Source organism: Natronorubrum thiooxidans (genome assembly GCF_900156475.1).
Lineage (GTDB): Archaea > Halobacteriota > Halobacteria > Halobacteriales > Natrialbaceae > Natronorubrum > Natronorubrum thiooxidans.
Genome location: NZ_FTNR01000010.1, coordinates 74,928 through 96,203 on the forward strand (window position 1 = coordinate 74,928; position 21,276 = coordinate 96,203).

24 protein-coding genes are annotated in these 21,276 nt (G+C 63.3%); 7 read left to right on the plus strand and 17 right to left on the minus strand.

The features are described 5' to 3' along the window. Positions 1-70: 70 nt before the first annotated feature. Complete coding sequence (locus tag BW940_RS13915; RefSeq protein WP_076609823.1) at positions 71-1,432, plus strand: NRAMP family divalent metal transporter; 1,362 nt, start codon at positions 71-73, stop codon at positions 1,430-1,432. Between the two features lie 72 nt (positions 1,433-1,504). Next, positions 1,505-2,236, plus strand: coding sequence for an SDR family NAD(P)-dependent oxidoreductase (locus BW940_RS13920; RefSeq protein ID WP_076609824.1), 732 nt, complete (start codon positions 1,505-1,507; stop codon positions 2,234-2,236). Between the two features lie 24 nt (positions 2,237-2,260). Here BW940_RS13920 and BW940_RS13925 read toward each other — a convergent pair whose 3' ends face one another. The 4 genes from BW940_RS13925 to BW940_RS13940 form a co-directional block, all read right to left on the minus strand. After that, a complete protein-coding gene (locus BW940_RS13925; protein ID WP_076609825.1) occupies positions 2,261-2,692 on the minus strand; it encodes a GNAT family N-acetyltransferase in 432 nt (143 codons plus the stop codon). Between the two features lie 97 nt (positions 2,693-2,789). After that, entirely contained in the window at positions 2,790-3,332 is a 543-nt protein-coding gene (locus tag BW940_RS13930; RefSeq protein ID WP_076609826.1) for a hypothetical protein, read from the minus strand. A 145-nt stretch (positions 3,333-3,477) separates the two neighbouring features. Beyond that, complete coding sequence (gene icd, locus BW940_RS13935; protein WP_076609827.1) at positions 3,478-4,740, minus strand: isocitrate dehydrogenase (NADP(+)); 1,263 nt, start codon at positions 4,738-4,740, stop codon at positions 3,478-3,480. 290 nt (positions 4,741-5,030) lie between these two features. After that, entirely contained in the window at positions 5,031-5,402 is a 372-nt protein-coding gene (locus tag BW940_RS13940) for a hypothetical protein (protein ID WP_235847808.1), read from the minus strand. Between the two features lie 214 nt (positions 5,403-5,616). Between BW940_RS13940 and map the strand changes: the two genes are divergently transcribed. Next, entirely contained in the window at positions 5,617-6,513 is an 897-nt protein-coding gene (gene map / locus BW940_RS13945) for a type II methionyl aminopeptidase (protein ID WP_076609828.1), read from the plus strand. Between the two features lie 105 nt (positions 6,514-6,618). Here map and BW940_RS13950 read toward each other — a convergent pair whose 3' ends face one another. Then, the gene (locus BW940_RS13950) at positions 6,619-6,819 is read right to left on the minus strand and encodes a DUF7835 family putative zinc beta-ribbon protein (RefSeq protein ID WP_076609829.1); all 201 of its coding nucleotides are present in this window, start codon (positions 6,817-6,819) and stop codon (positions 6,619-6,621) included. A gap of 348 nt (positions 6,820-7,167) precedes the next feature. Here BW940_RS13950 and BW940_RS13955 point away from each other — a divergent pair, with 348 nt between their 5' ends. Continuing rightward, the gene (locus tag BW940_RS13955) at positions 7,168-7,707 is read left to right on the plus strand and encodes an HIT family protein (protein ID WP_076609830.1); all 540 of its coding nucleotides are present in this window, start codon (positions 7,168-7,170) and stop codon (positions 7,705-7,707) included. Between the two features lie 72 nt (positions 7,708-7,779). Here the strand turns inward: BW940_RS13955 and BW940_RS13960 are convergent, their stop codons facing one another. The 6 genes from BW940_RS13960 to BW940_RS13985 form a co-directional block, all read right to left on the minus strand. Continuing rightward, entirely contained in the window at positions 7,780-9,033 is a 1,254-nt protein-coding gene (locus tag BW940_RS13960) for a tRNA (N(6)-L-threonylcarbamoyladenosine(37)-C(2))-methylthiotransferase (RefSeq protein ID WP_076609831.1), read from the minus strand. Positions 9,034-9,097: 64 nt separating this feature from the next. Then, positions 9,098-9,289 (minus strand): CbaC protein, encoded by a 192-nt coding sequence (locus BW940_RS13965; RefSeq protein WP_076609832.1) that lies wholly within the window; start codon positions 9,287-9,289, stop codon positions 9,098-9,100. 6 nt (positions 9,290-9,295) lie between these two features. After that, a complete protein-coding gene (locus BW940_RS13970; protein ID WP_076609833.1) occupies positions 9,296-11,047 on the minus strand; it encodes a b(o/a)3-type cytochrome-c oxidase subunit 1 in 1,752 nt (583 codons plus the stop codon). Continuing rightward, a complete protein-coding gene (locus tag BW940_RS13975) occupies positions 11,040-11,891 on the minus strand; it encodes a cytochrome c oxidase subunit II (protein WP_076609834.1) in 852 nt (283 codons plus the stop codon). Before BW940_RS13975 ends, BW940_RS13970 begins: the two co-directional genes overlap by 8 nt. Then, positions 11,888-12,070, minus strand: a complete 183-nt coding sequence (locus tag BW940_RS13980) for a cytochrome oxidase (RefSeq protein WP_076609835.1) — start codon at positions 12,068-12,070, stop codon at positions 11,888-11,890. Before BW940_RS13980 ends, BW940_RS13975 begins: the two co-directional genes overlap by 4 nt. A 127-nt stretch (positions 12,071-12,197) precedes the next feature. Beyond that, positions 12,198-13,208 carry an AI-2E family transporter gene (locus tag BW940_RS13985; protein ID WP_076609899.1) on the minus strand — a complete coding sequence of 337 codons (1,011 nt, stop codon included), beginning with the start codon at positions 13,206-13,208 and terminating at the stop codon, positions 12,198-12,200. Between the two features lie 115 nt (positions 13,209-13,323). Here BW940_RS13985 and BW940_RS13990 point away from each other — a divergent pair, with 115 nt between their 5' ends. Continuing rightward, complete coding sequence (locus tag BW940_RS13990) at positions 13,324-14,058, plus strand: DUF547 domain-containing protein (protein ID WP_076609836.1); 735 nt, start codon at positions 13,324-13,326, stop codon at positions 14,056-14,058. Between the two features lie 9 nt (positions 14,059-14,067). Here the strand turns inward: BW940_RS13990 and BW940_RS13995 are convergent, their stop codons facing one another. The 6 genes from BW940_RS13995 to BW940_RS14020 all read right to left on the minus strand — a co-directional run bounded on the left by BW940_RS13995 (position 14,068) and on the right by BW940_RS14020 (position 19,086). Next, complete coding sequence (locus tag BW940_RS13995; RefSeq protein ID WP_076609837.1) at positions 14,068-14,730, minus strand: amphi-Trp domain-containing protein; 663 nt, start codon at positions 14,728-14,730, stop codon at positions 14,068-14,070. A gap of 256 nt (positions 14,731-14,986) precedes the next feature. After that, a complete protein-coding gene (locus BW940_RS14000) occupies positions 14,987-15,715 on the minus strand; it encodes a nucleoside phosphorylase (RefSeq protein ID WP_076609838.1) in 729 nt (242 codons plus the stop codon). 110 nt (positions 15,716-15,825) lie between these two features. Beyond that, positions 15,826-16,128, minus strand: coding sequence for a HalOD1 output domain-containing protein (locus BW940_RS14005; protein ID WP_076609839.1), 303 nt, complete (start codon positions 16,126-16,128; stop codon positions 15,826-15,828). Between the two features lie 140 nt (positions 16,129-16,268). Next, positions 16,269-17,141, minus strand: coding sequence for a carbohydrate kinase family protein (locus BW940_RS14010; protein ID WP_076609840.1), 873 nt, complete (start codon positions 17,139-17,141; stop codon positions 16,269-16,271). A 37-nt stretch (positions 17,142-17,178) separates the two neighbouring features. Further along, the gene (locus BW940_RS14015; RefSeq protein WP_076609841.1) at positions 17,179-18,000 is read right to left on the minus strand and encodes a DUF63 family protein; all 822 of its coding nucleotides are present in this window, start codon (positions 17,998-18,000) and stop codon (positions 17,179-17,181) included. A 111-nt stretch (positions 18,001-18,111) separates the two neighbouring features. Next, positions 18,112-19,086, minus strand: a complete 975-nt coding sequence (locus tag BW940_RS14020; RefSeq protein WP_076609842.1) for a ribose 1,5-bisphosphate isomerase — start codon at positions 19,084-19,086, stop codon at positions 18,112-18,114. 71 nt (positions 19,087-19,157) lie between these two features. Here BW940_RS14020 and deoC point away from each other — a divergent pair, with 71 nt between their 5' ends. Together deoC and BW940_RS14030 are read left to right on the plus strand one after the other, a co-directional pair. Beyond that, the gene (deoC, locus tag BW940_RS14025) at positions 19,158-19,793 is read left to right on the plus strand and encodes a deoxyribose-phosphate aldolase (protein ID WP_076609843.1); all 636 of its coding nucleotides are present in this window, start codon (positions 19,158-19,160) and stop codon (positions 19,791-19,793) included. A 51-nt stretch (positions 19,794-19,844) separates the two neighbouring features. Beyond that, positions 19,845-21,230 (plus strand): HPP family protein, encoded by a 1,386-nt coding sequence (locus tag BW940_RS14030; RefSeq protein WP_076609844.1) that lies wholly within the window; start codon positions 19,845-19,847, stop codon positions 21,228-21,230. Positions 21,231-21,276: the final 46 nt, after the last annotated feature.

The window sequence follows — 21,276 nt, forward strand, 5'->3', positions numbered from 1 at the left end:
TTGACCGCGTCCCGGACCCACCACTAGTGAATACCATGAAGTTATATGTGCCAGTTAGCAAGGGTACTCGATGGCAACCAAATCACAACCGGTAGGAATCGGCCGAATCAGTACGTATCTCGAGCGGCTCGGACCGACGTGGCTCGCCGGCGCGATCGCGGCGGGACCGGCGACGATGGTCAGCTTGCTCGTCGCCGGTGCGAGCTTTGGCTACGCGTTGCTGTGGGTCGTCGTCCTCTCGGCAATCTTCGGGACCGTCGGCCAGTATCTCGCGATGCGGCTGGGGCTGCTCACCGAGGCTGGGATCGTCGACGTCGTCGAAACGCACCTCGGTTCGTTTTGGGCCTGGGTGCTCGTCGCCGACGTCGTCCTGGCTGCCGGGCTCGCCCAGCTTGTGATCATGAAGACGGTGGCCGACGTCAGCGCGACGATCGTCGCCGACGCCGGTATCGCTGCGCTGGCCGATCCGCGGCTCTGGGGGATCACCTGGGCGGTGATTCTCGCGTTGGGGCTCGCCGGTGGCGGCTACCGCGTCGCCGAACTCGGCGCAAAGGTGCTCGTCTCGCTGGTCGTGCTCGCGTTCCTCGTCGCCGCGTTCGTCGTTCCCATCGATCCGGCTGCGGCAGTGACGGGGCTTGCCCCCCAGATACCGGCCGGCGTCGGCGGAGCAGTCGTCGTCGCCGGCATCCTCGGCGGCGCGGTTCACATCACGCTCTTGACGATGCAAAGCTACACGATGCGCGCTCGTGGCTGGACCGACAGCGATCGAGATATCGCGACGTTCGACGTTGTGAGTTCGATGCTCGTCGCCTTCGGCATCTACAGCCTCGCCGTCTTCCTCGTCGCGGCGAGTGTGCTTCCCGCAGCGGGCGTCGATCCCGCGACGATCAACGAGATTCAGGCGGCCGAAGCCCTCGGCCCCGTCGCCGGTGAGTACGCCACCTGGCTGTTCCTCGCCGGCCTCTGGGGAGCCGCCGTCTCGACGCTCGGCGGGAACACGATCGTCCCGCCGTATCTCGTCGCCGACAAACTCGGCTGGGAACAGTCCGTCGACGACTCACGGTATCGGGCCGCGCTCGTCGTCGTCGCGCTCGCCTCGGCCGGCGGCGCCTTTCTCGAGGGCGCGTTCTTTCAACTGCTCGTTCTCGTGCTCACCTTCGGCCTCGTCGGGACCCCCTTCGCGCTCGCGGTAATCCTCTATTTGCTGAACGATCCCGATGTCGTCCCCGAGACGAACTCCCACCTTGCGAATCTCGGCGGCATCGTGCTGTTTCTCATCGCGACCGTCCTCGCGGGCGAGTTCGTCCTCGAGGAACTCGAGACGGTCAGTGAACCGACCTCGGCGTTCGTCGTCGCCTTCGCGGGCGCGATGGCGCTTGCGATTCTCGGACTCGCCGGCAAGTACGGACGGGATCGGTTCGTTGCCGACTGACGGCCGTTTGGTTCCTGTGCCAATCATTTCGTCGAACGAAGATTCAAGGGCCGTGGCACTAACCACCACACGATGACATCACTGGAGGACGACGTAATCGTTGTCACGGGCGCGAGCCGCGGGCTCGGGCGATCGATGGCCGAACGCTTCGCCGAGGAAGGCGCGCGGGTCGTGCTCACCGCACGCGATAAAGAACAGCTTGACGCCGTCGCTGCCGAGTTGCCGGGCGAATCACTCGTCGTGCCGGCGGACGTCCGCGACAGCGACGACGTCGAGCACGTGATCGACCGCACCCTCGAGCGGTTCGGCCGACTCGATACGCTCCTCAACAACGCGGGCGTGAGCCTGCTCCACAAAGACGATCACGACGAACTCAGTGATATCACCGAAGACGAGTGGGATCGAGTCCTCGAGGTCAACCTCAAAGGCGTCTTCCTGTTCACCCGCGCAGCCGTCCCCCACCTGTACGAGCAGGGCCACGGGACCATCATCAACATCTCCTCCGGTCTCGGCCGGCGTGCGATCCCCGGCGCAGCCGCCTACGTGAGTTCGAAGTGGGGCCTCGAGGGGCTCACCCGGGCGACGGCCCTCGAGAGCGAACCGTACGGCGTCACCGTCAACGGACTCGATCCGGGTGGCCGGGTCAACACCGACATCTGGGCCCATCTCCCGGCGTCCGAACGCGAGGAGATCCTCCAGCCGGATGTGATGAACGACGCGGCCGTCCTGCTGGCCGCGCAGGGATCTGACGGTGTCACCGGTGAGTCGATGGCCGCCCAGGAGTGGGAGCAGCGACTCGAGTAACGCGAGTTCCCGATCACAGTCGACTCACTCGAGCGATTTGCGCATCTTCACGTGCGGAATGTCGGCTTCGATGAACTCCTCGCCGTACTGTTCGTACCCCAACCCGCGGTAGAACTCGGCGGCGCGAGTCTGTGAGTGGAGTTTGAGCGACGTGAGGCCCTGTTCGAGCGCGCGGGCTTCGACGGTGAGCATCAACTCGCGTCCGATTCCCTCTTCGCGGCGTGACTCGAGCACTGCGACCCGTTCGACCTTGCCGAGCCCCGCTTTGGGTTCTCGCAGTCGGGCGGCCCCGATCGGCTCGTCGCCGTCGTAGGCGACGAAATGAGTCGCTTCGTCCTCGTGTTCGTCGTACTCGAGGGCTTCGTCAACGCCCTGTTCCTCGACGAACACGGTCTGTCGGACCGCAAAAACGTCCGATCGTTCCGCCTCGGAGTCGACGACGTGTACCTCAGCCATTGGGGGTGGCTACGTGCGAGCGCACCGAGAGCGTTACGACCCGGACAGTCTCACGGCAACTCGACAGCCTGACTGTGCTGTGCGAAACCATCGCCGCTCACTCGAGCACCGCTCGAACGTCGGCTTCGATCCCGTCCGCCTGCCCGTCAGGGACGCGGTCGACCCAGAGCCGTTCCTCGAGTGCCGGTCCTGGAGCGGTCGGTTCGTCGTTTCCGCCACTGGGATTTTCGTTCGCTGCGGCACTGATCGGTTCATCCCCAACCGGCCGTCCGGAGACCGGAGCGGTCCGAACGACGACATTGTACGTCGTGTGCTGTTGGGTATCGTCGTGTTGGAAATCGACGCGGCGGACGCGAACCGGCGTATCGAGATCGACGCCGACGCCGGTCGCCGCCTCGGCGATCCGACGGGCGGCCGTTGCCCAGTTCTCGTTGCGGCCGACGGGCGCAGCCGGCAGGGTCCAGCCGCGGCTCCCGTTATTGCTCACCAACACGTCGCCGCCGTCGTTGACGACGCCGACCGTCACATGGGTCTCGATATCGCGTGCCGCCTCGAGTTCACCGCGTGTGACGGCCCGCGTCTCGGTTTCACACTCGATCTCCTCGCGCTCACACAGCGTTTCCGGATCGGGAGTCTCCATACGTGAGACGCGTGGACAGCGCGTCGAAAAGCTACTGGTTGCACTCGAGGCTCGCCGGTTCGTTCTCGATGGGAGAGCAAGTGCTGTCCCAGTTCGCTGGTCCAGAAAAATGAAGGAAAGAGAACCGACCGCTCGAGAAGCTCGTTTATGCGAGCTTTTCGATATTCGAGACGACTTCCTCGGCGAACTCGCTGGTGGCGAGTTTCTCGGCGTCCTCAAGCTGTCGTTCGAGGTCGTAGGTGACTTTGCCGGAGGAGATGGTCTCCTCGACGGCGTCACGGACGAGGTCGGCGGCGTCGGACCAGCCGAGGTACTCGAGCATCATGCGGCCCGAGAGGATCATGGCGGTTGGGTTGACCTTGTCCTGGCCCTCGTACTTTGGTGCGGAGCCGTGGACGGGTTCGGCCAGCAGGAGGCCGTCGCCGAAGTTGGAGCCGGGTGCGATGCCGAGCCCACCGATCTGGGCCCCACAGGCGTCGGACATGTAGTCTCCGTTCAGGTTCATCGTCGCGACTACGTCGTACTCGTCGGTTCGGGTGAGAATCTGCTGGAGCATGTTGTCCGCGATGCGGTCGTTGACGACGAGCGTGTCCTCGTCGGCCTCGCCGTCTTTCTCCTCCCAGAGGGTGTCCTCGGTGATGACTTCGTCGCCGTACTCCTCTTCGGCGACCTCGTAGCCCCAGTCGCGGAACTGGCCTTCGGTGAACTTCATGATGTTCCCCTTGTGGACGAGGGTCACGGAGTCACGATCGTGCTCGAGCGCGTAGTCGATGGCACGGCGGACGAGTCGCTTCGTTCCGAACTCCGTGATCGGCTTGATGCCGATACCGACGGGACCGTCGTGGATGACGCCCGTTGCGCCCATCTCGTCTTCGACGAACTCTTTGACGTCCTCGACTTCGTCGGTACCGGCTTCCCACTCGATGCCGGCGTAGACGTCTTCGGTGTTCTCACGGAACGTGACCATGTCCATCTGCCCCGGCTCCTTGACCGGCGATGGGACACCGTCCAGGTGATAGGTCGGGCGAACGTTCGCGTAGAGGTCGAGTTTCTTTCGCAGCGCGACGTTAAGCGAACGGAACCCGGCACCGACCGGCGTCGTCAGTGGGCCCTTGATCGCGACGCGGTGTTCCTTGATCGCCTCGACGGTCTCGGCGGGGAGGTTCTCGTCGTACATCTCCCGTGCGGACTCGCCAGCGTAGAGACGCATCCAGTTGATGTCGCGGCCGGTCGCCGCTGCGGCGGCCTCGAGGACCTTCTGTGCGGCGGGGCCGACGTCGCTTCCCACACCGTCGCCGTAGATAATCGGAATAATCGGGTTGTCAGGTACCTCGAGTTCGGTCTCGGTACCTTCTTTCAGCGTGATCTTCTCCCCGTCTTCCGGGACTTCGATCTTGTCGTAGCTCATCTCGTCTAGAGGGTTCTTCGACGGGGGTAAAAGGTCTACCTTTTCCATCGAGGGGCGGCAAAAGTTGGGGCGATACCCAACCGAATTATACGTGCTACGCGATGTATAGTCGGGTTTTTGCTGGTCGAGGCGATCGAAATCGCCGTTCAGAAGAATTACCCGATCGTCAGATAATATCGGTTTTTCTATCAGAATCTGTATTTTCTATTCACACACAGGAATGTTACTTAACAATCGTGTAGGATTATAGTGAATCGTCGCCGACGGTACCGGCAACCCGACGGGACAACTTACTCGCGTACGACCCGACGCGTAGCTGACTGGTCCCAGTACCGGACGATCACCACGCCACCGACAGCGACGAGACAGCTACCGACGGCTACCAGTAGCACCCGCTCGGTCGGCGAAAGCAGCGACTCCTCGAGTGTAACCCAGAACGTGGCCAACAGGGTGATTCCGGCGACGACGAGTGCCGTGCCGATATCGACGTACTCTCGACGGCCGGTGACGACCAGTTTCCCGACAGCGATCGCTGCCATCGCCAGACAGAAGCCGACAAGCAGGGCAACTGGCGTCATCGTCGGCATCGGTACACAGGCGACCGTGGTAAGTGTGAGGATTTTCATCCCCGCAGCGAGAACGGTCCCCGAGATCGACGGCACCACCCGCCGGGTACAGTCCCGTTGTCGTCGATCCCGAGGGTGTGGCGTCTCTCACGCCAGTACACCACGACCCGTGCCAGTAATAAAACGCCGGTGACTGTTTCAGCCAATCGACTGACGTTATGTGACATTTCCCTGCATGTTCGGTCATCAGCCTCGAGCGAGAGCAACTGGAGGCGGAACCTCTTTTTGTCGACCGGTACAACCCCGGTGCATGACCGAATCAGAGGTGGACCTGACGTCCGAGAAGTACGAAAAACACCGCGAAGCTGGCGAGATCCTTGCACAGGTACGCGAAGAGACCGCCGAGCGCGTCGAGGTCGGTGCGAGCCACCTCGAGATCGCCGAGTACGCCGAGGATCGTATCCGCGAACTCGGCGCGAAACCCGCCTTCCCGGTCAATATCTCGATCGACGAGGAGGCAGCCCACGCGACGCCATCGATCGACGACGACTCGACGTTCGGCGAGGAGATGATCAACCTCGATATCGGCGTCCACATCGACGGCTGGCTCGCCGATACCGCGATCACCGTCGACCTCTCGGGGAACCCAGAGCTCGCCGAAGCGTCCGAACAGGCCCTCGAGGCAGCGATCGATATCATCGAACCGGGTATCGAAACGGGCGAGATCGGTGCCGAGATCGAGGACGTCATCGACGGCTACGGCTTCAACCCCGTCGTCAACCTCACCGGACACGGCCTGGGCCACTGGGAACAACACACCAGCCCGAACATCCCGAACCGGGCCGTCTCGCAGGGGACGACGCTCGAGGTCGGTGACGTCGTTGCGATCGAGCCGTTCGCAACCGATGGCGGCGGCAAGGTCACCGAAGGAGCAAGCGAGGAAATCTTTTCACTCGAGCGAGAGGGCTCCGTTCGAAATCGGCAGGCTCGCGACGCACTCGCCCAGATCACCGACGAGTTCCGCACGCTGCCGTTTGCGACACGGTGGCTCGAAACCGATCGTGCGGAGATGGCACTGCGTCGACTCAAGCGCAACAACATCGTCCACGGCTATCCAGTGCTCAAAGAGGACGACGGCTGTCTCGTCAGCCAGAAAGAGCACACAATCATCATCACCGAAGATGGCTGTGAAGTAACAACACGGTAGACGGCGGCAGCGTCGGCGACCTCGAGCGTCGACGGCTGTGACTCGAGTCACATCGGGAGACCGGGCAACGAGGGCGTTTGCTGCGATTGCGACCGACTCGAAGATCTAGGCGTTGTTCATGCGCTGGCTCGTGCGGTTGCCACATCGCTGACATTCAGCCACACGGTAGGGCTCACGTGAAAACTGCGCGTTCTCTTCTTTGCGACTTTCAGTTCGAATCTGGACCGATACCTCGTGAAGCGTGTCCAACTCACAGTCCTCACAGTGCTCGGTCATCCCGTTGACGGAGTTGTCTGTTGTTGCCATTATTGCAACGTTTCGGTAGTGTTGTCTTAAATCCCTATTTCATTTCGAACGCTGACACGAGCGGATCGAAAGACATAATTATACTCACAAAACAAACGCCAGAGAACGCCGTAGATAGTTTAAAAAAACTTCTTAGCCATTCCCGCTGATTTCGTATAGAATCGTCGTCGTGGTGCTCGCCTCGACCGATCTGGCCCCGGCTATCGGGCGGGCGAGCCGAACCGGATCAGCAACTGATTGCAGGTTGCTGGCTGTGTACAAGCAGCGCTTGTACCGGCTAGTCGGTGTGTTGGCCGTCGTTGAACGTGTTTCAATGGGTACTATACGTCCCCTCGAGTGGGGTTCGATATGGAGCAGGTGTTTGCACCCTGGCGAATCGAGTGGATCAAACGGGAGAACAAAAACCCCGATATCGAGGACTGTGTCTTCTGTGAACTGCCCGACCAGGATACTGACAGGGAGAATCTTCTGGTCGCCCGCAGCGAACACGCGTTCGTCATGCTGAACAACTATCCGTACAACCCGGGTCACACGATGGTGATCCCGCACGCCCACACCGGCAATTACGGCGAGCTCACCGACGACCAACTGCTCGATCATGCCCGCTTGAAACAGCGAACGTTCGACGCACTCGAGGCAGCCCTCGAACCGGACGGGTTCAACGCCGGCTTGAACCTCGGTGACGGGGCCGGTGGCTCCATCGACGACCACCTGCACACGCACGTCGTTCCGCGCTGGCAGGGCGACACCAATTTCATGCCCGTGATCAGTGACACCACGGTAATCGTCGAAGCGCTCGAGGAAACATACGACCTCGTCCACGAGGCGTTTGCCGACCAAGACGGGGCGACTGTGCCGGACGCAGACAGCGCCGTCGTCTTCGAGTGACGGCTACCAGTACCAGGCTGGGCGAGTCGGCGACGACCGACGTCCGCGACGGAAAACGAGTTCGCTGAGCAGTTAGACCGGCTTTCCAAAGGCGTACATCGTCTCGTGGGCCGTGATCTCGAGGTCGACGAAATCGCCGGGCTCGATGTCGTGTTCGTCGGCGTTCTGGACGATAACCTGTCGGTAGGCCGAATCACGACACTTGACGGAGTCGGCGGTCCCCTCCTCGACGACGAGGACGTCCTGGCGTGTCTCCCCGACCATATCAGCGTAGGCGTCGGCGACGATGTCGCGCTTGACGGCGCTCATCTCCTTCGAGCGCTCCTTCTTGATCGTCCCACCGAGCCCCTTCATGTCGGCAGCGTCGGTCCCCGGCCGCTTGGAGAAGCGGGTGACGTTGATCTTCTCCGGGCGCGTCTCCCGGAGCAGGGCCATCGACTGTGCGTGGTCGTGGTCCGTTTCGGTTGGGAAGCCAACGATGAAGTCCGTCGAGAGCGTCCAGTAGTCGAGGGCGTCGTCGAACGTCTCGACGACCTCGAGATACTCCTCGACCTGATGCTGGCGGCGCATGTCGCCGAGGACGTCGTCGCTGCCGGACTGGACCGGCGCGTGTAGGAAGTCGTACAGTTCGTCGTGTTCGGCGAAGACGTCGGCGAGTTCCTCGCGGATGCCGTGGACGCCTTTCGGGTTGGCCATCCCCACGCGCACCCGAAAGTCGCCGTCGATCTCACAGATCTCAGAGAGGAGTCGATGGAGTTTGCGCTCGCCCGTATCCCAGCCGTAGACGCCGGTGTCCTGGCCCGTAATGCGGATCTCCTTCGCGCCGGCGTGGATCAGCGCGCGGGCTTTTTCAACGTTTTCTTCGATCGGCGGAGAGTCGATCTTGCCCGTCGCGTGTTTGGTGATACAGTACGAACAGTTGGACATACAGCCCCGTGCGATGGGCAGAATGCCGACGACGCCGTCGAGGATCGGCTCGGCGTCGGGGGTCGTCGTCGGGCACTCGCCGTTGGTGACGGCCTCGGGGACCTCGTTCCAGTGGAGAACCTGGCCATCGATACCGGCCTGAGCGAACTCCTCGCCCTGTGCGAGGGCCATACAGCCCGTAATAAAGAGATCAGCCGTCTCATCGGCCAACTCCTCGGCTCGACGGAGCATGTTCCGCTCGGTCTTCTCGACGACGGTACAGGTGTTCAGGATCGCGACGTCTGCCTCGGCCGGTCCGTCGACCTGGTGGTGGCCCGCATCGCGGAGCCGTCGCTCGATCTCACGGCTCTCCCCGCGATTCGACGTACAGCCGTAGGTTTCGATGTGATAGCGGGCCATTCGCGTATCCGCTTCTCGGGGCTGGTCGGGCAAAAGCGCGACGGATTGTGGCGCTCGAGTCGGATCACTCGTTCGAGCCCTCCCCACTCGAGAGCAGCGACCAGAGAACGAGCGCCCCGATCACGACGACGCCGACGATGACTGCGGTGGTAAACGGGACCGCGATATCGAAAAAGCCGAGCACGGTCCGAAACTCGACGAGGATGACGATCAGAAACGCGATCACCAGGAGCAGTCGAGGAAGCGTGAGACGCATCGAAGATCACCGAGAGACGGTCTCGAGGGCGAACTCGAGACCCATTCGGACGAGTTCGATGCTTCCACTTCCTTCTATCGTGACGGGGAAGGGACCGATATCCGGGCCGAACAGGCCGCCTCGGGTGACGATACTGGCGAGTGGAATCGTGTACGCCAGCAGGACCAGAACAGCGGCGATGGCGGCCCAGAGCTTCAGATTGTCGAGGACGGCGGGTGAGTCTTCCGGACCGGACAGCGGTGCCGGGATCGTCCGATTGTCGACCGGTTCGCTGTCCCGGTTGAACAGGGTCAAGAGCATCAGCGCGAGGAACAGCATCGCCGAGATGAACAGGAGTATGCCGCCGATGGCGAGTTGGGCGTTGAGTTCGCCGACCGATCCGGCGGCGACTTCGTACTGAAACCCTTCGTACTGCGGCTCGGCGGTTCGTCGGGGTATCCCGACCAAGCCACCGCGATACATCGAGTTCGTCATGAATACGATCCCGATGAACCACAGCAAGACCTGGACCAGACCGATCGAGCGCCCGACGAGGCGGTTTCCGGTCAGTTGCGGGACGAGCCAGTAGGAGCCGGCCATGAACGTCAGTGCACTGGCGGTGCCGACCTGCGTGTGAATATGGCCGGGGACCCACAGCGAGTTATGGACGAGGTAGTTGATGTTCATCCCGGCGTTGACGATGCCGGTAAAGCCGCCGAACGCGAAGACGAGCCCCGCCAGTGCCATCCCGGTAAACGCCGGCTCCCGCCACGGCAGGGCTCGCAGCCAGCCGACGTAGCCCGTCCCGCCGCGCTGTCGAGCGCCGTGTTCCATACTGGCGACGACGGTAAAGGCGGTCAGGAAACTCGGCAGCAGGAGAAACATCGTGTTCGTCATCACGATAAATTTGAACCCTTCTGCGATCCCCGGATCAAGATACTGGTGGTGGATCCCCACCGGCGTCGACAGCAAAATAAACAGGATGAACACGACTCGAGCGAGCGGATCACTGAACAGTCGGCCGCCCGAGAGTTTCGGCAACAGAATGTACCACAGCAGATACGCCGGCAACAGCCAGAAGTAGACGACCGGGTGGCCAAAGTACCAGAACAGCGTCCGCGTCAGCGTCGGATTGATCGAATCGACGATACCGAGCGACCACGGCAGAATAAACGCGAGAATCGCCACGGCGACGCCGATCGACGAGATGTACCACATGATCATCGTCGTCAACACCATGAACGTCGGCAGCGGAATCCGCTCGCCCGGGTGCTCGCCTTTCCAGGCCAACCACGACCGGAACCAGTCGGCGCCTGCAAGCCAGGTCCCGACGACGAACAACACCAATCCGACGTAAAAGATCGGGTGGCCCTGTAGCGGGGCATAGAACGTAAAGAGCGTGTTCGCACTCACATCGATCGACTCGACGAAGCCGGCCAGGATCGCAAACGCCGCGAGCAACGTCCCGAGCACCATCAGGCCGTACCAGCCCCAGGTAAATCGCATATCGACCGGACGGCGCTCGAGGCTGTCGGTGACTGCCCACTGATAGACGCCTACGAGGAAGAAGATCGTAAACGAGAGGACCAGAAAGACGCCGTGGCCCGTCAACACGGTGTAGTAGGTCGGCGACTCGACGACCCTGAGAATGTCCGTCCGGTGGAGTGCCTGAATCAAGCCGAAAAACGCGCCGACGGCGAAGGCGGTAAACGAGGTGGCAAACACCCGCCGAATGAAGCGTGCCTGGTCCGGATACGCGTCGACGAACGTGTTACGCATCGGTATCACCCGCCTCGGCGTCCTCGTCAGTTCCGTTCGCGCCGTCGGTGTCGGCACCGGTCTCGTCTTCGCCCTCGAGGTCTTCGACCACGGTCAGCGTGCCGCTCTCCTCGTGGTCGTCGACTGTGACCGTCCAGTCGTGGTCTCCTTCACCGAGCTCCGTCGAGTCGACGGTAAAGGCCAGCTCTTCGGTATCCTGCCCGGCGACGGTAACGTCCTCTTCGACCGTCTGGTCACCGATTTCGAACGTGGCCGTCGTCTCGAGGTCGTTGAGCGCGCCGTTTTCGACGGTGGCGGTGACCGTCGTTTCGTCGCCGAGTTCGACTTCGTCGTCGGCCTCGGCCTCGAGTTCGGTCATGTCGAACTCGGCTTCGGGAACGACGGTGAGTTGGCCTTCCATCGTATGGTGGAAGTCGCCACAGTACTCGTTGCAGACGATCCCGTACTCGTCGGGTTCGTCGAACTCGACGGTCAGCGTCGACACCTCGCCGGGAATCACCATCGTGTTGGTATTCGTCCCGACGACGGCGAAGCCGTGGATCACGTCCCGGCTGGTCACGTAGAAGGTTACCCTGCTGTTTGCGGGCACCTCGATCGGATCGGGCTGGAAGATGAACGTCTGTGCGACGACGTAGGCTTCGTACTCGTTTTCGCCGACCTGCTCGACGCGCGGTTCGCCGAAGCGCTCGTCGTCGTTGATCTCGTCGGGGCTGAGCGTCTCCTCGCTGTCGTCGATCATCGAGATGCCGAGGCCCACCGAGCCGTACGTGATCGTCGCGATGAAGCCGACGATCAACACCAGCGCCGCGACGAGCCACAGCTTCTCGTAGGTGTGGATTCTCATATGACCACCAGCGGCGTCGGATCGTTGCCGAGAAACTCGATAAAGTACGTAAACAGCCACATCAACACGAGCGCGAGAAAGTACAACACGATCAACGTCAGCGTCCCCAACGGATCGAACTCGTCGTGGTCGATCGCGTGATCCGGTGCCGACAACTCGTGGATGTTCGCATCGGGCATACTCGAACTCCTGACCACGTGGAGACAAATAAAGGATCTACGCGATACAGCGGTGTATCGATAGCGGCCGCTACGGAGTCCTCGAGTTATACTGCCGGACAACAGTCGGGAAACGCTCGATCGCGTCTCACGGCTCGTCGCCGAGACGGTCGTAATGGTCGTTGACGACATCGAGGGTCGCGAACAGGCCGCCGACGAGCACGGGGCCAAAAAACAGCCCCATGATGCCGTAGGCGTAGAGGCCACCGAGCACGCCGATGATGATGACGGCGGGGCTGAGTCTGGCGTACCGATCGACGACGATCGGCCGCAGATAGTCGTCCGAGAGGCCGACGACGATCGTGCTGTAGATCGCCAGCAGAATAGCGAGGATCGGGTCGCCGATGAGCAGGAGATACCCCACGGCCGGGCCCCAGACGAGAAACGCGCCGATCAACGGTATGAGCGCGAGGATCACCATGACGAACGTCCAGAACGCGGCGTTCGGAATGTCTGTTGCAAACAGCCCCAGTCCGGCGATGACACCCTGGATGATCGCGATCAGGACGTGGCCCACGAGCACGGCCCACATGACGTCGCTGAGTTCACCGTAGAGATCGTCCTGGACGGCGTCGGGAAGCGGCGTCGTCTCTCGAAGCCACCGTAGCAGGTCGTCGCCGTCTTTGAGCAAGTAATAGAGGAGAAACAGGGCCACCCCGAGGCCGATCAGGGCGTGGGTCACCACGCTGAACCACGCCGTCGTCTGCTCGAAAACGACAGTTCCGATCTGTTCCGCGGAGGAAACGACCGTCTCCATGAGATCAACCTCGAGTCCTGTCTGGGCTTCAATCCACGCCTCGAGTTCGTCGGTCTGTACCGTTCTCGGATCGCGGTCCTGAGTGAGTCGTGCAGCCTCGTCGGCAACGACAGCGGCCACGAGGACGAAGGGGATGATGACGGTGACGACCGATAACACGACGAGCGCGAACGCGGCGATCGACGGCGACACGTACGCCTCGAGTCGGGTCTGGAGCGGATAACAGACGAACGCGATGAGTACGGCCCCGAGGACGAACTGCAGAAACGGCGTCACCAGTTGCCACGAGAGGTACGCAAAGAGGAGGACGAGCGCTAAGAGATACCCCTTGCTCAGGTTCACAGTGTTTCTCTCCACGAAGTGTCGGATAAAACTGATCCAGACGTGTCCCTCGATGAGAGTGTCACTGCCACTCGCCACACGGCTTCAAGAGTCTGGTTCGCCAACTATCGAACGAATGCCGACCCAGCTCGATCCCCTCTCTCTGTCGGCTGATCTGTTGTACACAGTCAAGACCGAGGGCGACACCGACTGGCTGCAAGACCAGCTCGCGACGCTCGAGCGGTCACGACTAGAGCGCGCACTCGCCAGCCGCGAGGGAAAACTCGCCTTCTGGCTCAACTGTTATAACGCCTACGCGCAGTTGCTCTCGGAGGCCGAGCCGGCGCTGCCCGAGGGCGGTGTTCGAGCGCGCTGGAAGCTCCGCACTCGTGACCGGATCCCGGTGAGTGGCGTCTGGATAAGCCTCAACGACATCGAGCACGGCATGCTTCGCTGTTCGAAACATCCGTGGGGATTTGGCTATCTGCCGCGCCCGTTTCCGTCGTCGTTCGAGCGACAGTTTCGGCTGCCGGACTGCGATCCGCGAATCCATTTCGCGGTAAGCGACAGTGCCGACAACGCCACCCCCACAGCAGTCCACTCGCCGGCCGATGTCGAGGCGGCGTTAGACACCGCCGTCACGTGGTTTCTCGAGGAAAACGTGACGGACGACCGAGATCGCGACATCGCCACCGTGCCGCGGCTGTTTCGCCGCTATCGCGGTGACTTCGGCGGCAAACGCGGCATCGTCGCGTTTCTCCAGGAGTACGACGCGATCCCGGACGGATCGACGCCGTCGCTCCGGTATGAGTCGGCGTCCCGGTCGCCGGCGGTCGAGTTCGACGCTGACGGGTTCGTCCGTGAACGGTGACGGCGTCGATCAGCGCTCGGCGTCCTCGAGCGTCGCAGTCGGCGCGTTGCGCATAACCCCGCGTGCGGCGCGTCTGGCGTTCGACCGCGAGGCGTATCCTTCGCCGCTGTCGGCGATGATGTTGCCGTTCCAGTGTACCAACCGCCAGCGCCACTCGCCCGCGCGGTCCTCGTAGACCTCGAATCGGCTGTGTCGCTCGCGGTCGTCGGCCGCAGACTCGGACTCGGGCTGTGCTTCCGACTCCGCCCCGGAAGCGTCCGCTTGAGCCGTCTCCGGCTCGTCCTCCCCGGCGATCGCGTCCGGTGGCATCGTCGCCATTCTCGAATCGGCCGCCGCGTCGTCCGTGGCTGGTGGCTCGTCGCTTGCAACCCCGGGCGCGTCGCGCTCGGCGTCCTCGAGTCGCAGCCTCGAGCCGTCCGGATCGTCCCACTCGAAGGCGAGTGTCAGTTCGGCGATCGACGGGTCAGCGTCGTCGTCGCGGCGGGTTTCGGCCATCGCGGTCACGGGCGATGGTATCGTGACCCGCACAGTCCGGTCGCCGTCAGTCAGCCACAGCGGTCGGTCGGCCGTCAGCGCCGTCTCGAGTTCGCCGAAGACGGCGGCGAGTTCGTCGCGGTCGTAGCCTCGCTCGAAAGCAACGGTGACGTCGGTGTCGCTCGATGGGTCTGTCATACGCACTCTCGTCGGGCCAGCGTGTTAGTGATTGCCTCCGCTCGAACCCGGCGACTGAATCACCGACGACGCCGAGGCGAGCGCCACCAACGAACTGATTTCGACCGCCGACCTGCACGCTATCCGCGACGACGGGACGGGTGACCGACGGTGCGACGGCGCTCGCAGCGGCGCTGACTGCATCTCGAGCGGCGAGCGCGACACGGGGAGAACGAGTTCTCGAGGGACAGGTCGACCCGAACAAAAACGGGTCCGGTTAGAGGTCGATGGCGGCCTCGAGTGCGATATCGATCGCGCGGCCGACGTTGTTCTTGGCTTTGTCGGGCAGTTCGTCGTCTTCGGTGTCGGTCCCCTTCTGTGTGCCCTCGACGAGGTTGCCGTCGACGGTACAGATCGCGCCGGCACGCAGGCCCTTCCGGCGGGCCAGCGAAAAGACGGCGGCGGCTTCCATCTCGACGGCGAGGAGGCCGGCAGCCTCCCAGTCGGCGACGGCGTCCTCGGACTCGGCGTAGTAGGCGTCGTCGGAGGCGATGGGGCCGACGTGAACGTCTTCATCGTTCGCTTCCGCGGAATCGACCAACGCCGACAGCACGTCGTAATCCGGCACGGCGGGGTACTCGACGGCCTCGTACCGTTTCGTGGTCCCCTCGTTTTTCGCAGCGCCGGTCGCGACGACCATGTCGCCGATCTCGATGTCGGACTGGAGCGCGCCGGTCGTGCCGACGCGGATGAACGTCTCGACGCCGACGTTCGCCAGTTCCTCGAGCGCGATCGCAGCCGACGGACAGCCGATGCCGGTCGAGCAGATCGTCAGCTCCTGGCCCTCGTAGGTAGCGTTGACGACCTTGTACTCGCGGTTTTCGGCGATCGTCTCGGCCTCGTCACAGTGGCCGGCGATCCGATCGACGCGGCCGGGGTCGCCCGGAATGAGCACGCGATCGGTCAGGTCTCCCTCGTCGACCAGCAGGTGTGGTTGGGTTGCCATACGCCGTGCTTTCGGTGGTGGCGAGAAAAAGGATTCGAGGACGCATCGAGTTCGCGTATTCAGTGATCGACGAACATCGATCGGCCCCGTTCATACCGACGCAGTGCCGTTCACGCCGTCGGACGCACCACGATCCGGTCGGGTCGAATCGTCACCGTCAGCTCGTCGACCGTGAACTCGACGCTTCCCGCCTCCCGTCGGTGCCCCGTCTGCGTGTCCGCAAAGAGGGCATCGAGCGCGTCGGGATCGATGTAGTCGTACAGTCGCGTACTTGATTCGACGACGTCTTCCCCGTGGTACTGTGCCAGTGCTGTTGCGGCGGCGATACTTGTCGGCTCCTCCGCACTTCGATCGTACTGGATGCGGCGTTCAAACTCGCACCCATGGGACTCCCTGATCCTTCCTTCCGTCATGTCTCTCTGTCACGTCTCCGTGACTCTCTACTCGAGTGGGCAACGCCGGTGTGTATATAACTACCGTCAGACAACATCCGGTGAGAACCGCACGACTGCATCGGTTTCGCCCCGAACTCGTCATTGTAAATATGTGTTGACTATGATCGGTTAGCGAGAAACGCCTCGACGGCAGCTTTCGTCGGGGCGCTCCGCGCCCCTTCGTGCCCTGCTGTCAGCGCCCCACAGGCGTTTGCGTACTCGAGTGCGCTGTCGATGTCGCCACCTGCGAGTCGGGTCGCGAGAAAGCCCGCCGCAAACGCGTCGCCGGCCCCGGCCGTATCGACGGGCTCGATGTCGAATCCGGCGTGGGTGTACGTCTTGTCCGGCGTTCGGACTGCCGCGCCGTCACTGCCGGCGGTGACGACGACGAGCCGGTCGTCCAGACCGTCGACGTCGGCCAGCGCCGCGGCCTCGCGTTCGGTGACGAAGAGAACGTCGGCTGCCCGAACCATCGCGTCGTACTCGCGGTCGCCAACGCGACGACCTGGGTCGAAACTGACAGTTACGCCGGCATCAGTGGCGATCGAGGCGATCGCTGCGGCGGTCTCGGGCTGTTGGCTCGTGAGATGAACGTGGTCGGCCGCGCGGATGCGGTCGGCCTCGAGGTCCGCCGGTTGGAGAGCCTCGTTGCCGCCGTCGTTGCCGAGGATCGCGACCTCGCCGTCATCGTCGACGAGCAGGTACTTGACGGCCGTCTCGGCGTCCTCGACGACGCGCAGCCCCGACAGCGAGACGCCCGCGTCCTCGAGGTCGCGTCTGGCCAGCAGCCCGTTGTCGTCGTCGCCGACGCTCCCGATCAGGCCGGTGTCGACCTCGAGGCCGGCGAGTGCGGCGGCGACGTTTGCAGCGCTCCCGCCGCCGGACTGGCATTGTGAGCGGATCGTCGCCTCGCCGTCGGCTTCGGGGAGCCGATCGACACGGAGCGTCACGTCCCAATTAACGTGGCCAGCAGTGAGAACAGTGGGAGCCATTCGATGCTACAGCAAGACGGTGGCCGCCGAAAAAAGTCTAGGTGATCAGAAAGAGCAAGACATTGTGAATGCCCGGCCCAAGCCCGACTGCGGCGACCAGTGCGAGGATCGTCCGGGCCTGCTGGGGCTGGTCGTCGACGTACTCTTTGAACAGCCCGAGGATCACCAGCGCGAGGCCGACCTTGACGAGGACGAACAGCCAGCCGGCACCGATGTACGCCGCGGTCGGCAGCGCCTCGCCGGCCTCGAGGATCAGCCTCGAGAGCGGGACCGTTTCACCGGCCCCGAGAACGTCGTAGCCGACCGCGGTCGACACGCCGTCTAACGTGTGCCCGAAGACGACGAGTGCACCGGTCATGCCCGTGGTCGCGGCGACGTCGGTAAACGAGAGACTCAGCGCGATCCAGGCGAGCGCGGTGACGATCCCGGTGGCGACGACGGCGATGACCGGCCAGAACGGCTCGAGCGTCCCCCGTTCGACGCCGATATTGATCGTAACCATCGCGAAAACGGCGAAGAAGGCGGTGCCGGAGATGCCGACGAACCGCGAAATCGTCGGCTGGAGGCCGCCAGCGTACAGGAAGATCGCGATGATCCACGCGGCCCCGGCGACGATCGCCGTCACCAGATAGACACTCGGCGAGGCGAACAGTGACTCGATGCGATCCGGATACACCTCCATCCGGTGGAGGACGTGTAGCGTCGAGCCAAACATCATCCACGGTGCAAACGCCAGCACGGTCCGATCGGTCACCGGCGGCTCGAGTGCCCACAGCAGTGCGATGATCCCCGCCAGCACCACGAGCATCGGGACGAGGAGATACCACGGCGGAAGCACGAACCCCTCGGGTACTACCATACAGGTACTGGCACACACCAGCGACTAACAGTTTCCGATCGACAATAGCCCGCTCGAGTAGAATTTTCTCTCGAGTCGGCCCTCAAAAAGTCGCTACCGATGCCGGCGGCGCTACGGCTCCCACGGCTCGCCGGTCATCTCGCCGAACAGCTCTCGCATCAGCGTCACGATGCTCTCGGGCGGAAACTGGCCGCGTTCGGTGACGATGGCGTCGACGTACCGCGGTGGCGTGACGTCAAAGGCAGGGTTTGCGACGACGAGTCCGTCGTCGGCATCGCCGGTGATCGTGCGTCGCTCCTCGTCCGAGACGACCTCACTCTCGGCGCGCATCTCGATTTCGACGGTGTGGCCCGTCATCGTGTCCGGATGGAGTTTGATCGTCTGGGCGGCAACCATGACCGGGACCCCGCGCTCGCGGGCGTTGACGGCTAACCCGCTGGTGCCGATCTTGTTGATCACGCTCCCGTCGGCGGCGATGCTGTCTGCCCCCACCAGCACGTGGTCTGCCTCGTCGAGATACCGCCGGGCCGCGTTGTCGACGATCAGCGTCACCGGCACGCCCCACTCGCGGAGTTGCTGGGCCGTGATGTGGCCTTGCTTTCGCGGGCGCGTCTCTTTGACGATCGCTTCGACCTCCTTCCCGTCCTCGAGAGCGGCCTCGAGACAGGCCAGCGCGTCCGTCGAGTGACAGTGGGTCATCACGACGTCGCCGTCGCGCAGGCGGTTCGCACCGACTGTCCCCAGTGTGGTCTGCGCCCGCGCCAGTTCGCGTTGAAACTCCTCGGCGCGAGCGATCGTCGCGTCCCGAAGCGCCGAAACGCTCTCGCCGTCCATGCCGCGCAGGACGTACCGGAGCGCGTTCGGCAGGCTCACCGCCGTCGGGCGGGTCTCGTAGAGCGTTTTGGCGGCGGCTCGCAGCTGTCGCTCGAAGACGTCTGGCGCCGTCGCGTCCGATCGCTTGGCCTGTGTCGAAAGCGCCTCGGCAGCCGCGTCGGCGATGGTCGCCGCCCCGCGGATTCGCATGGCTTCGATGTCGTCGGCGGTTGCCGCGACGGCCGGATCGACATCGGGCTGGCGGGTTACCATGCTACTGAGTTACGCGCCGGCGGTCAAAAGTGATCGGGCGGGTTTTTGAGCGTTCGGAGAGTCCATCCCGTATGAACCGCAGCGAACTCGCCCCTCTCATCGATCACACCGTTCTCGGCCCCGAAACCACACCCACCGACGTTCGTCGGACGCTCGACGACGCCGCCGAGTGGGGAATGAACGCCTGCATTCCGCCGTACGCCCTCGAGATGGCGACCGAGTACGCACCCGAGGTTACGCTCGTGACCGTTGCCGGGTTCCCACACGGACAGAACGACCACGACGTGAAACGACGGGAGGGCGTCCTCGCCTGGAAGGCCGGCGCGGACGAACTCGACGTCGTCATCAACGTCGGTCGCCTGAAAGCGGGCGAGGACGACGCCGTCAGGGCCGAACTCGCCGAACTCGTCGCCGCGGTCCCAATCCCGGTCAAAGTGATCCTCGAGACCGCGCTGCTGACCGATACCGAGATCGACCGCGCCTGCGAGGCCGCCGTCGCGGCCGACGCCGCGATGGTCAAGACCTCGACCGGCTTCGCCGAAGGCGGGGCGACCATTGCGGATGTCGAACGCATGCGCGAGTTCCTGCCCGTCAAGGCAAGCGGCGGCATCGGCAGCTACAACGAGGCGATGGCCATGCTCGAGGCCGGAGCCGAACGGATCGGGGCCTCAAGCGGCGTGGCGATTCTCGACGGTGCACCGACGTAACGACGGGTACTGATACCAATACTTTTCCTCGGTTCCCGGCCAATGTCTCGTATGCTCGAGCCGGTCCGTGCGCGCGTTCGGTCGCTCTGGCGACGGCTCCGACGATTGGAACGCCGCGAACTCGACGCGTTCGTGCGATGGATCGAACACACGAGAAATCTCCTGCATCTCTCGGTGCTGATCTTCGTGCCGTTGCTCATCGCCGCAGTAACCTGGCTATCGAACGCGACGGCCGCCGTCTCGTTTCTGCTGTTTCCGCCGCTGGCGTCGGGAACGTACACGCTCTTTGCCCATCCCGAGGGCCGTTACTCCACGCCGGCGAAGTTTGTCGGTGGCATGACCGCAGGCGCACTCTGTGGGTGGCTCGCGCTCGCGCTCGCAACCGGCGTGGGGCTGAACGGCAGCGCCGTGAGCACGATCGGCGCGGCGCTGGGCGTCTTCTTTACCGGGATCCTCACCTGGGCGCTCGATCTCGAGGAGCCGACGGCGTTTTCGACCGCGTTGCTCGTTTTGGTCACTGGAAACGCACAGTTCGTGTACGTGCTCGGGATCATCGTCTCGAGTTCGTTCGTCGCCGCCACGTTCGTCATCTGGCGAGACCGCTTCTACGAGAGACGCGCGCGATATCTCTATCAGACGGCCAGCGGTGACGATCACGTCCTCGTTCCGATGGGAGAGCACACGGAAACGGTCGCCCGTTTTGCTGCTGCACTCGCGAGTGCACACGCCGCCGGCAAGGTCGTCCTCGTCGAGACCGTCCCGGAAGCGGCGACACGAGACGGTGATGAATCTGATGACGAGATGGCAGAACGAACTATCGACGAGCTCGAGTCGTTCGCAGCCGGCCTCGAGCGCGAGTACGACCTGCCCTGTGAGGTCGTCGTCGCGGCCGCCGAACAGTCGTCCGACCTCGTACTCCGGACTGCTCGAGAGCACAACTGTGATCTCATCGTCGCACCGTACGCCGAACACGATCGAGGTGGGCTCTCATCGTTTATTACGGGACTGTTCGACAGCGAGATCGACGTGATCGCCTTCCGCCCTGCTGTCGACCGCCAACAGTGGACACACGGTCTCGTCGCGGTTCGTGGGGCCGGTGACACCGCTCGCGCGATGGTCGACTTCGCACAGCGGGTCACGGGCGCTCGACAGCCGACGAGTGTCTGTACCTGTATCGAGCGTGAATCCCAGCGGCGACGCGCCGAAGACACCGTTGCGGATCTCCTCGACGCCTTTTCCGGCCGCTTCGAGACACATATCGTCACCGAGTCGGTCGAATCGTACCTCGCGCGTGTGTCGCCCCAGTACGACGTGGTGTTCGTCGGCTCGAGTACCGATCGATCGGCTGCCTCACGGTTCGTCTCCCCGCCGACGTTCCGGCGGCTGAAAGATCTCGAGTCCGACGTGGCGATCGTTCATCGCGGCCGTCACCGATAGACGGGACGGATACCGTTCGACGGTCCCGGAACCGCGACGCTCGAGC